Here is a 12,269-nt window from a genome sequence, read left to right as displayed (position 1 = left end):
TCGGCTGGATGGTTCGCTGGCGCCGCCTGGTGCGGGACTACGAGGCCAGGCTCGATGTGTCCGAAGCCTTCGTGCAGGTCGCCATGGGCAGCCTGCTGCTACGCCGCATCAGCCACTGAGTGCATTCTCAAACGGGCTCTCACATTTTCAACGGACGCCACGGCGGCTATGCCGACTAGCGTCGTTGGGAACGTGGCCTCAAGCAAGGGCTGGACAGTCGCTGCGGTGGTGAACCAATGCGACGAGACGTGCAGCTATCTGTCACATCCCACCACCGCCTTGGTCCCTGGCGGGTACCTAAGCCTGATCCGCTCAGGTACCGCCGAACCTATAAGTCTTTGAAAAGAATGGTCGGAGCGGCGAGATTTGAACTCGCGACCCCCAGTCCCCCAGACTGGTGCGCTAACCGGGCTGCGCCACGCTCCGTGCGGGTGGGTCGATAGCACCGTCTTGGGGCGACGACAATGATGGGTTGAGCTGGCGGGACAGGTCGCGTGCGATCTGGCCGAGCAGGCGGAGCTCGCCGTGGAGCTCGGCCAGCAGGCGGCGGCGCTCCGGGCCGGTGGGCTCGCGCGGCGATGTCGGCGGCGGCTGGTCGAAGGGCAGTGGCGGCGGGGGCTGGGGGAGGTCGTCGGGCTCGACGGCGAGCGGCTCGGGGGCGGCCGGGAGTTCGGCGGGGGCGGGTGTGGCCGCGGGGGTGGCGCGCCGGCGGACGCGCAGGAGCTTCTGCACGCCTTTGATGGTGTAGCCTTCGTCGTAGAGCAGGCTGCGGATGCGCCGCAGCAGGTCGATGTCCTCGGGGCGGTAGTAGCGTCGCCCGCCGCCACGCTTGAGCGGCCGGACCTGGGGGAACTTGCTTTCCCAGAAGCGCAGCACGTGCTGGGCGACGTCCAGCTCGTCGGCCACCTCGCTGATGGTGCGAAAGGCGCTCGCGGCCTTGGTCGGGCGGGAAGCGCGATCCTCGGCGCTGCCGGGCCCGACCAGCGTTTCGGTCATGCCTCGCCTTCCGCCTCGCCCGGCGGATCCTCACCGTTCAGCCGCGCCTTGAGCACCTGGGAGGGCCGGAACACCAGCACCCGGCGCGGCAGGATCGGCACTTCCTCGCCGGTCTTGGGGTTGCGCCCCAGCCGCTCGCCCTTCTGGCGGACGGCGAACGTGCCGAACGAGGAGATCTTCACCGTGCCGTCGGTCACCAGCGCGTCGGACACCCGGTCCAGCACCTCGTCCACCAGGGCCGCCGATTCGCTGCGCGACAGGCCAACCTCCTGGAACACCGCCTCGGCCAGATGCGCTCGTGTGACCGTCCGATCGGCCATGCTGGCTTTCGTCCCTCTCGGCAACACCATTCGCCAAGTCACGGTAAATCAACGCGATCCTTCAGTGCAAGAGGAACCGCGCCACGCTGTTCGCGCAAAAGGCGATAGTCTTGCCCGGATCCGGCCCGGGACACGGGGGTCACCAGCGCAGCAGTGCCGCACCCCAGGTAAAGCCGCCGCCCATGGCGTTGAGGACCAGAAGATCGCCCTCGCCGATCCGGCCGTCCTTCACTGCGACATCGAGCGCCAGCGGGATCGAGGCGGCCGAGGTGTTGGCATGGCGGTCGACGGTCACGATCACCTGGTCCGGTGCGATGTCGAGGCGCTTGCCGACCGCCTCGATGATCCGCCGGTTCGCCTGGTGCGGGACCAGGTAGTCGATGTCGGCGAGCCGCAGCCCCGCCTTGGCCACCACCTCGATCGCCGCCTCCGACAGGCGCTGGACCGCGTGGCGGAACACTTCCCGCCCGTTCATCCGCAACACGCCGGTGGTCTGCGTCGAGGACACCCCGCCGTCGACATAGAGATGGTCGTACTGGCGCCCGTCCGCGCCCAGGGCCGTGGCCAGCACACCCCGATCGCCCACGTGGCCGGGCTGCTCGGCCGCGGCCAGCACCACCGCACCCGCCCCATCTCCGAACAGGACGCAGGTACCGCGATCCTCAAAGTCCAGGATGCGCGAGAAGGTCTCCGCACCGATCACCAGCGCCCGGCGGGCCCGGCCGGTGACGAGGAGCGCATCGGCCACCGAGATCGCGTAGGCGAAACCCGCGCACACGGCCTGGAGATCGAAAGCGATGCCGACCGGCAGGCCCAGCTTGCGCTGCACCGCGGTCGCGGTGGCCGGGAAGGTGTTGTCCGGGGTAGAGGTCGCCACCAGGACCAGGTCGATCGAGTTGCGGTCGATCCCGGCGGCCTCGATGGCGCGCAGCGAAGCGGCCACCGCCAGGTCAGAGGTGGCCTCGCCCTCTGCGGCGAAATGGCGCCGGGTGATGCCGGTCCGCTCCCGGATCCACTCGTCCGAGGTATCGACCATCCGGGCCATGTCGTCGTTGGTGACCACCCGCTCCGGCAGGTAGGAGCCGATCCCGAGCACGATCGAGCGCAGCATGGGTAACCTTCAGCCGACGGCGGCGGCGGGCGCACCGGCGTCCCGTCCTGCAACCGCGGTCATTTCCTCGATGATCCGGTCATTGGTGCCGGCCCGTACCAGTTCCACGGCCGCGTCGATCGCATGGCCGAACCCGACCGCGTCGGTGCCGCCATGGCTCTTGACCACGATGCCGTTGAGCCCGAGCAGCATGGCACCGTTATAGCGGCGCGGGTCGAGCCTGGCGCGCACCCGGCTGAGTGCCGGCCGGGCCAGGAGGTAGCCGAGCTTCGCCCGCCAGTCGGAGCGGAAGGCCTGGCGCAGGAAGGAGCTGTACATCGCGGCGGTACCTTCCGCGATCTTGAGCGCCACGTTGCCGGTGAACCCGTCGGTGACCACCACGTCGACCACCCCGCGGGTCACGTCGGTGCCTTCCACGAAGCCATAGAAGTCGCCGTTCAGCGGGCTGGCCCGGAGCATCGCCGCAGCACCCCGGATCACTTCGTTGCCCTTGAGGTCCTCGGTGCCGATGTTGAGCAGGCCGATCTTGGGCTCGGGCAGGCCCAGCACGATCCGGGCGAAGACATGGCCCATCACCGCGAACTGGACGAGGTGCTCGACCCCGCAGTCCACGTTGGCACCCAGGTCCAGCACGATGGCGCTCTTCTCGCCAGCGGGCATCGGCCCGGCGATCGCCGGCCGGTCGATGCCGGGCAGGGTCTTCAGCACGAACTTGGCCATCGCCATCAGGGCGCCGGTATTGCCGGCCGAGACCGCCGCTGCGGCCCTGCCCTCCTTCACCGCGTTGATCGCCAGCCGCATGGACGACTGCCGGCCCTGGCGCAGGGCATGGGACGGCTTGGCGTCGCCCGCGACGAACTCGGCCGTGTGGACCAGCGGCATCGCCGCGAGTGCCGGGTGCCTTGCCAGATGGGGCCGCACCTTCGCCTCGTCCCCGAACAGGAGGAAGTCGACGTCCGCGTGGCGCTTGTGGGCGAGTGCGGCACCGTCGATCACGATCTCCGGGGCGTCATCCCCACCCATGAGGTCGAGCGCGATGGTAAGGCTCATGACCGGCGGAGCGCGGCCAGCGCCTGGAACGGGTTGGGCCGGCCGTCATCGTCAGGTGGATCCAGCTCCGCCCCCGGCAGCCGGGGATAGGGGTCGAGCGCCAGGGACAGTTCCTCGACCACCGCCTCGCCCAGGTCGATCACATCGCCGTCCAGGGGCTCGATGTCCGGCGCCTCCGCGTCCACCGTCTCGGTCATCTCGTCCATCTCGGGCGTCCAGCCCGGAAGGTAGAGGCGCTCGAACTCGGTCACGATCTCGACCGGCATCGGCTCGAGCGTCACCACGCAGGTCTGGGTGACCTTGGCGCGCAGCCGGCCGCGCAGCCGCACGCCCTTGGCCATGGGCGGCCGGTCCAGCCGGCACTCGGCCTCCAGCGAGGCCACGTCCTGCAGCTCCAGGCGACGGGCAATCGCCGCCCGCTCGTTCGGCTCGGCCGTGACGACCACCGTGATCGGCGTCGCCGTGATCCGGTCGACCTTCTGGCGACGTTGGAGTTCCACCGACGAGTTCACGCACATCCCCCGTGGCGCTGCCGGCCGCCACGTCACCGATCTCGACATATGATGGATACGCATGGCGAAACGACAATACCGTCTGCGGCCCGCAGCCCGCTTTGTCCGGCATCCGGTCACGGCCAGCGATCGGGCGCGGAAAGTATGACCGGCCTCCATGAGGGTCAAGGTTCCGCAGCCGGGCGGGTGGGGAACGGGCGGCCGCGCAGTTCCGCCAGGATGGTGAACAGGTCTTCGGCAAGTGCCGCGCCGTCGACCGCCCTGCCCTCCTCGCCGGCGTTCTTCTGCAGGAACCCGCCCAGCTCGGCCACCGCACCCGCGGGCGCCGCCGTGCCGGCCGGCGGGAACACGCGCTCAGCCAGCTCGGTGCGCGCCTGCCAGGTCTCCCCCAGCTTGCGCATTTCCCGGCCCACCGACAGGTCGCCCACCCCCAGCTCCCGCAGGGACCGGTCCATGTCGAGGAACATCCGGTCGACGATCTCCTGGCCGAGCCGGCGGCCGTCAGCCCCCAGATCGCCCAGTGCCGCGAGCTGCACCAGCACCTGCCAGGCCACCATCTCGTACCGGCCGGCGGGCGTGTCGGCCACGCCCATGCGGCGGTAGAGTTCCGGCCGCCGCGCCCGCTCGACCGCCTCGGCATAGAGCCGCTCCGCGGTCTGCCGGCGCTGGCCGCCGCCGAGCAGCCGGCGCAGGCCGGCAACGATCCCGCCTTGCTGCGACGAATTCATGGCCTTAAGTTTCCCGGACGCTGGTCGCAGGCCGGCGGCATACCTGCTGCATGGTTGGGGGACGGACCTTTCCGATGACATCCTGCCGCATGCTCCGGCTGACAGGCCCGGCAATGGCACTCCTGGCCCTGGCCGCCTGTACGCCGATGATCGACAATCACGGCCATCGCTTCGATGCGGACCTGGCCGGTGCCATCGTGCCCGGCGTCACCTCCAAGCAGGAGGTGGCCCGGCTGATGGGCTCGCCGTCCGCGCTTGCCACCTTCGAGGACGACGAGTGGTACTACGTGGCGCAGAAGACCGAGCGCAAGTCGTTCTACCAGGCCGAGATCACCGACCAGCAGGTCCTGGCGATCAGCTTCGGCGATGACGGGCTGGTCACCAACGTGGAGCGGGCCGACCTGTCCCAGGCGGAGGACATCACCCCGGTCGCCGACATCACCCCGACGACCGGCAACGAGCTGAGCCTGGCCCAGCAGCTGCTGGGCAATATCGGCCGCTTCAACTCGGAGGGTGGACCCACCACCGACCGCGCGCCGCCGTTCTGGAGCCAGCGCTCCAGCCGGCCCGGGAACTGACCTCAGCCGCGAAACGAAAGGCCCGGCCGGATGCACCGGCCGGGCCTTTTTCACGCGCGGGGCGTGCGGCTCAGGTCGGGGCGAAGCCGCCGAGCACGGCCAGGATCAGCAGCGCCACGATGTTGATGATCTTGATCATCGGGTTCACCGCCGGCCCGGCCGTGTCCTTGTAGGGGTCGCCGACCGTGTCGCCGGTCACCGCCGCCTTGTGTGCTTCCGAGCCCTTGCCGCCGTGGTGGCCTTCCTCGATCAGCTTCTTGGCGTTGTCCCAGGCACCGCCGCCCGTGGTCATCGAGATCGCCACGAAGATGCCGGTCACGATCGTGCCGAGCAGCATGGCACCCAGCGCCACGAACGCCTTGGCCTGGCTGTCCACCGCCGCGATCACGACGTAGAGCAGGATCGGCGCCAGCACCGGCAGGAGCGAGGGCAGGATCATCTCCTTGATCGCCGCCTTGGTCAGCATGTCGACGGCCCGGCTGTAGTCGGGCTTGGCGGTGCCGGCCATGATCCCCGCATTCTCGCGGAACTGCCGGCGGACCTCCTCGACGATCGCACCGGCCGAGCGGCCGACCGCCTTCATGCCCATGGCGCCGAACAGGTAGGGCAGCAGCCCTCCGACGAACAGGCCGATCACCACGTAGGGATCGGACAGGTTGAACGACAGGTCGACATATTGCGGGAAGTAGTGGCCGAGGTCCTGGACATAGGCCGCGAACAGCACCACCGCCGCCAGGCCGGCCGAGCCGATCGCATAGCCCTTGGTCACCGCCTTGGTGGTGTTGCCGACCGCGTCCAGCGCGTCGGTGGTGACCCGGACCTCCTTGGGCAGGTCGGCCATCTCGGCGATGCCGCCCGCATTGTCGGTGACCGGCCCGTACGCATCCAGCGCGACCACCACGCCGGTCAACGCCAGCATGGTCGTGGCGGCGACCGCGATCCCGTAGATCCCGGCCAGCAGGTAGCCTGCCAGGATGCCGCCGCAGATCACCAGCACCGGCAGAGCGGTGCCCTCCATCGAGACGGCCAGGCCCTGGATCACGTTGGTGCCGTGCCCAGTCTCGCTGGCTCGCGCGATCGAGCGGACCGGCGCGTGCTTGGTCGAGGTGTAGAAGTCGGTGATCCACATGAGCAGGCCGGTGACGGCCAGGCCCACCAGCGTGCAGCCGAATATGTGGAGCCAGCCGAACGACCGCCCGACCGTGGGCGTGAACTCGGTGCCCGACAGCATGATCAGGCTGAACAGCAGCATCAGCACTGCAGAGATCGCGGCTGCCACGATGAAGCCCTTGTACAGGGCGGCCATGATGTCGTTGCTCGGCCCGAGCTTCACGAAATAGGTGCCGGCGATCGAAGCCAGCAGGCAGGCGCCACCGATCACCAGCGGGAACAGCATGAGCGTCGCCTGCTGCGCCCCGTCGAAGAAGATGGCGCCCAGCAGCATGGTGGCCACCATGGTGACCGCATAGGTCTCGAACAGGTCGGCGGCCATGCCCGCACAGTCGCCGACATTGTCGCCGACATTGTCGGCGATTACCGCGGGATTGCGCGGGTCATCCTCGGGAATGCCGGCCTCGACCTTGCCGACCAGGTCTGCGCCGACATCGGCACCCTTGGTGAAGATGCCGCCGCCGAGCCTGGCGAAGATCGAGATGAGCGACGCGCCGAACGACAGGCCGACCAGCGCCTCCAGGATCCGGCGTTCGTCGACGCCGATCAAGAGCAGGAGGCCGAAATAGAGGGCCACGCCCAAAAGGCCCAGCGCCACCACCAGCATGCCGGTGACGGCACCCGCCTTGAACGAGACGTCCAGGCCGCGGGCCAGGCCGGAGCGGGCCGCCTCGGCGGTGCGCACATTGGCCCGAACCGACACGTTCATGCCGATGAAGCCGGCGGCACCGGACAGAGCAGCGCCGATCGCGAAGCCCAGGGCTGGGTAGATGCCCAGCAGCACCAGCAGCAGCAGCAGGATCACCACGCCGACGATCGCGATGGTGGTGTACTGCCGGTTCAGATAGGCGCCGGCGCCTTCCTGGATGGCCGCCGCGATCTGCTGCATCCGTTCATTGCCTGCGGGGAGCGCCAGGACCTGGGCACGCGTCATCACGCCATAGCCAAGCCCGGCCACCCCGCAGGCGATCACCAAGAAGTAAAGGAAGATTTCGAAGCCCGTCATCTTCTGCCCCCCTAGGCGGCAGCGCGGGATCCGGCCCTCTGTCGGGGTCCGGTGGCCGCACGTGCCACGTGGCCGGCCGATCGACGGGCAAGCGTCACCGGCCGGATGGTGCAGAAGTTCTAAGGGCCGGGATCGGTCACTGTCCACTTCCAGGCGAACCGCCGCCGTCCGCCGGGCCGGCACTGGCCGGAGCCCCCTCGCCCAGGGCCGGCAGCGGCTCGGTACGGTCACGGACCTGCTGCTCGGTCGGCTCGAAGCCGACCAGCACCGACCAGATCGCCGGCTGGTCCTGGTGGGTGAAGGGCAGGCGCTGGCGCAGCGTTTCCCGGCGCATGGTGCGCCGCTCGTTGCGGCCGGGCTGCAGGATGACCGGGAAGGTCTGCTTGTCGACCACCTCGCCCGTGTCGGTGGTTACCGCCACGAAATACTCGACCTGGACCCGCTCGCCCGCATAGCCGGGCCCGGTCCGCAGGTCGATCGTCACGTCGAAATCGACCAGGTAATCGAACTCCCGCGCCTCGCAGTTGGCACGCAGGTCGCCGAGCGTGGCGGTCCAGGTGGTCTGGCCGTCGGCGCTGCGTCCCTCGCTGACCGCGAGGTCGGCCACCAGGGAGGGACGCGGGCAGTAGGGCTCGCTGCTGGCCATCGGCCGCGGCGCATCGTCGCCGCCGGAGCAGCCCGCCAGGCCCAGGAGCAGGGCAGCCGCGAATGTCGATCGGATCGTGCTCATCTTCACCCGGTGTCCGGCAGGCGGCCGCTTCCCAACGGTCCGGCGGCTTGTGATGCGGCGACCGGTCGCCGCGTGGCCGCTCGCCCGGCACAGCGGGTAGCAGGGAGCCGGCCAAGCCGGCAAGCGACGCCACTCCATGCATGGACGCGGAGCATCCGTGCAACGCGGCAGATTGCGCCGGCGCGCGGGCAGGACATATGATCCCCGCCCATGCTAGCCGAGGACGACCAAGACCTTCTCGAGCCGGGCGACCCGGCAACTCGGGCCGCCCCCGTCCTGGCTGCCCTGGATCTGGGCACCAACAACTGCCGGTTGCTGGTGGCACGCGAGACCGACGGCGGCTTCGAGGTGATCGACAGCTTCTCCCGCATCGTGCGGCTGGGCGAGGGCCTTGCCCATACCGGCCGCCTGTCGGACGGCGCCATGACCCGCACGGTTGCGGCGATCCGGGTCTGCCGCGGGATCATGCTGAAGCGGGGCGTCACCCGGGCGCGCTGCGTGGCCACCGAGGCCTGCCGGCGCGCGGACAACGGTCATGCCTTCGTCGAGCGGGTGCGGCGCCAGACCGGGATCCGGCTGGAAGTGCTGGACCAGGCGGAGGAGGCCTCGCTCGCCCTGCTCGGCTGCCTGCCGCTGGTCGACGACGCGGCACGCCACCTGCTGATGATCGACATTGGCGGGGGCTCGACCGAGCTCATGTGGCTGGATCGCTACCGCCGGCCCGAGGACGGCGGCGCGCGTTCCCTTTCCCTGCCGCTGGGTGTGGTCACCCTGTCCGAGAGCTTCGGCTCGGAGCCGGACCCGGAGCGTTATGACCGGATGGTCGGCTTCGTCGCCAGGCGCCTGGCCGCGTTCGAGCCGGTGGGCTGGTTCGGGCACGGGGACCGCCAGGGCAGCGTCCAGGTGCTGGGCACGTCCGGCACCGTCACCACCATGGCGGCGATCCATCTGGGCCTGCGCCGCTACGACCGGCGCCAGGTCGACGGCACCACCCTGGACTATGGCGTGCTCGACACGGTGGGCCGCCATCTGCGCACGCTGACCAATGCGGAGCGGGCCGCCCATCCCTGCATCGGCAAGGGCCGGGCCGACCTGGTCGTGGCCGGCTGCGCGATCCTGGAGGCGGTCTGCCGGATCTGGCCAATCGAGCGGCTCCAGGTGGCCGACCGGGGGGTGCGCGAGGGCATCCTGAACGGCCTGCTCGGCAAGGGGCTGCACCAGATGCTGGCGATGACGGGCGGCCTGGACCAGCTGCGGGCGAGGGTGGAGGCATGAGCGGCGGCAACTCCCGGACCCGGGTCCGCCTGCGGGATGCGCGCGCGCACAGCGCCTCCTCCCAACGCTGGCTGACCAGGCAGCTCAACGACCCGTTCGTGCAGCGCGCCAAGGCGCTGGGCTACCGGGCCCGCTCGGTGTTCAAGCTGGAGGAGATCGACCGGCGGTTCGGCCTGATCCGCCCTGGCATGGTGGTCGCGGATCTGGGGGCCGCGCCGGGGTCGTGGAGCCAGTACGCCGCCAACAAGCAGGCCCGCGTGGTGGCGGTCGACCTCCAGCCGATCGCACCGATCGCCGGCGTCACCATCATCGAGGGCGACTTCCTGGCCAAAGCGACCGAGGCGGCCCTGGCGGCGGCGGTCGGATCGGGCGTCGATCTCGTGCTGAGCGACATGGCGGCGTCCTCCACCGGCCGCAGGCTGGTGGACCGGCTGCGCGCGGAGCAGCTCGGCGAAGCCGTGCTGGAGTTCTGCGACGCCCATCTGAACGAGGGCGGCAGCGTGCTGATCAAGCTCGTCCGCGGTGCGGAGGCGACCTTGCAGCAGCGGGCGAAGACCATGTTCCGCAGCGTGCGCGTCCTTCGCCCGGATGCCACCCGCAGCGACAGCTCGGAATGCTTCCTCCTGGGCCTCGACCGTCGCCCGCCCGCAGCTACGGAAGAGGCCACGGAAGAGGCCACGGAAGAGTGACCGGAGCCGGCTGGCCGCGACTGCTGGCCGGGGGCGGGCAAAGGATGGCACGTGCCCGATGCGGTGCGGCCCCTCAGCCCTGCAAGTCGATCAGGCGGCCACGCACCGTCTCGTCGCGTGGCCGCCGTCGCGCGCGGCGGTCCCTGACCGGAGCACCATCTGCACAGCCGGCACTGCGCGGATAGGTCGGCGCCCCGCGTAACGGCGAGCGTCGCTCCGCCGGCTCAATCCTGCCGTCCGGCAGGATGATCTCCCCCCGGCATTCCTCGACCATTCCCCTGCCATCCTCGACCATCGCCGCCGCTCCAACCGGTGCCAGTTGCCGCATATTGGTGGCGATCATAGCGGCCGATTCTCACGCGGCAGGGGCAATGCACCTCCATAGCGCATCATGATACGTGTGCTGCTCCGGCATGGCGCCTCCTGGCATTTTCCTGAAAGGATGCCAGCGCTCCGTGCTATCACTCGATCGTGACCGGCACTGTGGCATGGGTGCTGCGGTGCGGCATCGCATGGCTGCTGCGCGAACGGCGCGGGTGGACTTGTGCTGCGCGCGGCCGCAAGTGGACGATCTCGTAGCGGAGCGCAGACGGAGGCGCATGCTCATGGAACGGCGGCTGTTCGGGACGGATGGGGTGCGGGGCACCGCGAACATTTGGCCCATGACCGCTGAAATGGCGTTGCGTCTGGGACAGGCGGCGGGCCGCGTGTTCGTCCGGGGCGACCATCGCCACCGGGTCGTGATCGCCAAGGACACCCGGCTGTCCGGCTACATGATCGAGCCGGCGCTCACCGCGGGCTTCGTTTCCGCGGGCATGGACGTGATGCTGGCGGGGCCCCTGCCCACGCCTGCCGCGGCGTTCCTGACCCGCACGCTGCGCGCCGACCTGGGCGTGGTCATCTCCGCCTCGCACAATCCCTATCAGGACAACGGCATCAAGCTGTTCGGCCCGGACGGCTTCAAGCTGTCGGATGCGATCGAGCTGGAGATCGAGCGGGCGATCCTGTCCGACGCCGCGCCGGCGCTGGCAGGTCCCGCGGAACTCGGCCGGGCGCTGCGCATCGACGACGCGCATGGCCGGTACGTGGAATATCTGAAGAGCAGCTTCCCGCGCGGCATGACCCTGGCCGGCCTCAAGATCGCGGTCGATTGCGCCAACGGTGCCGCCTACCACATCGCCCCCGACCTGTTCTGGGAGCTGGGCGCGGAGGTCGTGCGGGTCGGCACCTCGCCGAACGGCTTCAACATCAACCATGACTGCGGCTCCACCCATCCGGAGAACGTCGCGCGCGCGGTCCTCGCCCACGGCGCCGATCTCGGCATCGCGCTGGATGGCGACGCCGACCGGGTGGTGATGGTCGACGAGCACGGCCAGATCATCGACGGCGACCAGGTCCTGGCGCTGATCGCCACTCAGTGGCAGGAGGAGCAGCGGCTCACCGGCGGCGGCGTGGTCGCCACGCTGATGTCGAATCTCGGCCTGGAGACCTATCTGGCCGGTCGCGGCCTACCGCTCCTGCGCACCAAGGTCGGTGACCGCTACGTGGTCGAGCGCATGCGCCAGGGCGGCTACAACCTGGGCGGCGAGCAGTCCGGCCACATCATCATGACCGACTTCGGCACCACAGGCGACGGGCTGCTGGCGGCGCTGCAGGTTCTGGCGGTGCTGCTCAAGAAGAACCGCCCGGTCAGCGAGGTCGCCCGGCCGTTCACGCCCCTGCCGCAGAAGCTGTCCAACGTGCGGGTGCAGCGGCGGATCGACCTGACCTCGCCCATCATCGAGCAGCTGATCAAGGACAGCCAGGCCAGGCTCGGCCGCAAGGGCCGCCTGCTGGTGCGCGCCTCGGGCACGGAGCCGCTGATCCGGGTAATGGTGGAGGCCGAGGACGAGGCACTGCTGAGCGACATCCTGGGCTCGGTCAGCGGCGCCATCGCCAGCTACGCGGACTCGCCGGCCCACTGAGCCGGCCCGCGCGCAGGCTCATCATGCCGGCCCGTAGGCCGATGTCGCCGGTTGGCCCATCCGCCGGCGCTTAGGCTTTCGTTAACCAGGTTCTGGCAGGATCCACCCGACGAAACGGGCCCAGCGGCCCGTCGGCGTGG

Annotated in this window: 13 protein-coding genes, 1 tRNA gene and 1 pseudogene; 5 read left to right on the top strand and 10 right to left on the bottom strand. The window is 69.8% G+C overall.

The genetic code is table 11. From position 1 onward, the window contains the following. Positions 1 to 119, top strand: a pseudogene (locus tag HLA95_RS20785) (IS5/IS1182 family transposase); the annotation flags it as partial. A gap of 229 nt (positions 120 to 348) precedes the next feature. Here HLA95_RS20785 and HLA95_RS20780 read toward each other — a convergent pair. From HLA95_RS20780 to HLA95_RS20750, 7 genes are all read right to left on the bottom strand, one after another. Continuing rightward, positions 349 to 426: transfer RNA gene (locus HLA95_RS20780), tRNA-Pro, on the bottom strand. Next, positions 403 to 996: a MerR family transcriptional regulator gene (locus tag HLA95_RS20775; RefSeq protein ID WP_222184375.1), complete on the bottom strand. Its 594-nt coding sequence runs from the start codon at positions 994 to 996 to the stop codon at positions 403 to 405. Before HLA95_RS20775 ends, HLA95_RS20780 begins: the two co-directional genes overlap by 24 nt. Next, complete coding sequence (locus tag HLA95_RS20770; RefSeq protein ID WP_191062432.1) at positions 993 to 1,316, bottom strand: integration host factor subunit alpha; 324 nt, start codon at positions 1,314 to 1,316, stop codon at positions 993 to 995. The genes HLA95_RS20775 and HLA95_RS20770 overlap by 4 nt, the downstream gene beginning before the upstream one ends. A gap of 139 nt (positions 1,317 to 1,455) precedes the next feature. Further along, positions 1,456 to 2,427: a beta-ketoacyl-ACP synthase III gene (locus tag HLA95_RS20765; protein ID WP_222184373.1), complete on the bottom strand. Its 972-nt coding sequence runs from the start codon at positions 2,425 to 2,427 to the stop codon at positions 1,456 to 1,458. Between the two features lie 9 nt (positions 2,428 to 2,436). After that, on the bottom strand, positions 2,437 to 3,477 hold the full coding sequence (gene plsX, locus HLA95_RS20760) for a phosphate acyltransferase PlsX (RefSeq protein WP_191061724.1): 1,041 nt from the start codon (positions 3,475 to 3,477) through the stop codon (positions 2,437 to 2,439). Next, a complete protein-coding gene (locus tag HLA95_RS20755; protein WP_191061725.1) occupies positions 3,474 to 3,977 on the bottom strand; it encodes a YceD family protein in 504 nt (167 codons plus the stop codon). The genes plsX and HLA95_RS20755 overlap by 4 nt, the downstream gene beginning before the upstream one ends. Positions 3,978 to 4,153: 176 nt before the next feature. Beyond that, positions 4,154 to 4,717 carry a ubiquinol-cytochrome C chaperone family protein gene (locus tag HLA95_RS20750; protein WP_222184371.1) on the bottom strand — a complete coding sequence of 188 codons (564 nt, stop codon included), beginning with the start codon at positions 4,715 to 4,717 and terminating at the stop codon, positions 4,154 to 4,156. A gap of 89 nt (positions 4,718 to 4,806) precedes the next feature. On the opposite strand from HLA95_RS20750, the gene HLA95_RS20745 reads away from it, so the two are divergent. After that, the gene (locus HLA95_RS20745; protein ID WP_222184369.1) at positions 4,807 to 5,295 is read left to right on the top strand and encodes an outer membrane protein assembly factor BamE; all 489 of its coding nucleotides are present in this window, start codon (positions 4,807 to 4,809) and stop codon (positions 5,293 to 5,295) included. 70 nt (positions 5,296 to 5,365) lie between these two features. On the opposite strand, the gene HLA95_RS20740 is transcribed toward HLA95_RS20745, so the two are convergent. After that, entirely contained in the window at positions 5,366 to 7,471 is a 2,106-nt protein-coding gene (locus HLA95_RS20740; RefSeq protein ID WP_191059389.1) for a sodium-translocating pyrophosphatase, read from the bottom strand. Positions 7,472 to 7,607: 136 nt separating this feature from the next. Further along, entirely contained in the window at positions 7,608 to 8,201 is a 594-nt protein-coding gene (locus HLA95_RS20735; protein WP_191059388.1) for a hypothetical protein, read from the bottom strand. Positions 8,202 to 8,411: 210 nt separating this feature from the next. On the opposite strand from HLA95_RS20735, the gene HLA95_RS20730 reads away from it, so the two are divergent. Both HLA95_RS20730 and HLA95_RS20725 read left to right on the top strand, forming a co-directional pair. Beyond that, positions 8,412 to 9,476, top strand: a complete 1,065-nt coding sequence (locus HLA95_RS20730; protein ID WP_191059387.1) for a Ppx/GppA phosphatase family protein — start codon at positions 8,412 to 8,414, stop codon at positions 9,474 to 9,476. Then, entirely contained in the window at positions 9,473 to 10,165 is a 693-nt protein-coding gene (locus HLA95_RS20725) for an RlmE family RNA methyltransferase (RefSeq protein WP_191059386.1), read from the top strand. The genes HLA95_RS20730 and HLA95_RS20725 overlap by 4 nt, the downstream gene beginning before the upstream one ends. Before the next feature lie 73 nt (positions 10,166 to 10,238). Here the strand turns inward: HLA95_RS20725 and HLA95_RS20720 are convergent, their stop codons facing one another. Then, positions 10,239 to 10,508, bottom strand: coding sequence for a hypothetical protein (locus HLA95_RS20720; protein WP_191059385.1), 270 nt, complete (start codon positions 10,506 to 10,508; stop codon positions 10,239 to 10,241). A 262-nt stretch (positions 10,509 to 10,770) separates the two neighbouring features. Here HLA95_RS20720 and glmM point away from each other — a divergent pair, with 262 nt between their 5' ends. Further along, complete coding sequence (glmM, locus tag HLA95_RS20715) at positions 10,771 to 12,129, top strand: phosphoglucosamine mutase (protein WP_191059390.1); 1,359 nt, start codon at positions 10,771 to 10,773, stop codon at positions 12,127 to 12,129. Positions 12,130 to 12,269: the final 140 nt, after the last annotated feature.

This window comes from Geminicoccus harenae (assembly GCF_019800005.1).
GTDB lineage: Bacteria > Pseudomonadota > Alphaproteobacteria > Geminicoccales > Geminicoccaceae > Geminicoccus > Geminicoccus harenae.
The sequence above is the reverse complement of the archived record's forward strand: the minus strand, read 5'-3'. Positions and strand labels throughout refer to the sequence as shown.

Excerpts from the sequence above, each read along its gene's own strand:
- HLA95_RS20775 (WP_222184375.1), bottom strand. The coding sequence starts at position 996 with ATGACCGAAACGCTGGTCGGGCCCGGCAGCGCCGAGGATCGCGCTTCC.
- HLA95_RS20770 (WP_191062432.1), bottom strand. The coding sequence starts at position 1,316 with ATGGCCGATCGGACGGTCACACGAGCGCATCTGGCCGAGGCGGTGTTC.
- HLA95_RS20765 (WP_222184373.1), bottom strand. The coding sequence starts at position 2,427 with ATGCTGCGCTCGATCGTGCTCGGGATCGGCTCCTACCTGCCGGAGCGG.
- plsX (WP_191061724.1), bottom strand. The coding sequence starts at position 3,477 with ATGAGCCTTACCATCGCGCTCGACCTCATGGGTGGGGATGACGCCCCG.
- HLA95_RS20750 (WP_222184371.1), bottom strand. The coding sequence starts at position 4,717 with ATGAATTCGTCGCAGCAAGGCGGGATCGTTGCCGGCCTGCGCCGGCTG.
- HLA95_RS20745 (WP_222184369.1), top strand. The coding sequence starts at position 4,807 with ATGCTCCGGCTGACAGGCCCGGCAATGGCACTCCTGGCCCTGGCCGCC.
- HLA95_RS20740 (WP_191059389.1), bottom strand. The coding sequence starts at position 7,471 with ATGACGGGCTTCGAAATCTTCCTTTACTTCTTGGTGATCGCCTGCGGG.
- HLA95_RS20735 (WP_191059388.1), bottom strand. The coding sequence starts at position 8,201 with ATGAGCACGATCCGATCGACATTCGCGGCTGCCCTGCTCCTGGGCCTG.
- HLA95_RS20730 (WP_191059387.1), top strand. The coding sequence starts at position 8,412 with ATGCTAGCCGAGGACGACCAAGACCTTCTCGAGCCGGGCGACCCGGCA.
- HLA95_RS20725 (WP_191059386.1), top strand. The coding sequence starts at position 9,473 with ATGAGCGGCGGCAACTCCCGGACCCGGGTCCGCCTGCGGGATGCGCGC.
- HLA95_RS20720 (WP_191059385.1), bottom strand. The coding sequence starts at position 10,508 with ATGATCGCCACCAATATGCGGCAACTGGCACCGGTTGGAGCGGCGGCG.
- glmM (WP_191059390.1), top strand. The coding sequence starts at position 10,771 with ATGGAACGGCGGCTGTTCGGGACGGATGGGGTGCGGGGCACCGCGAAC.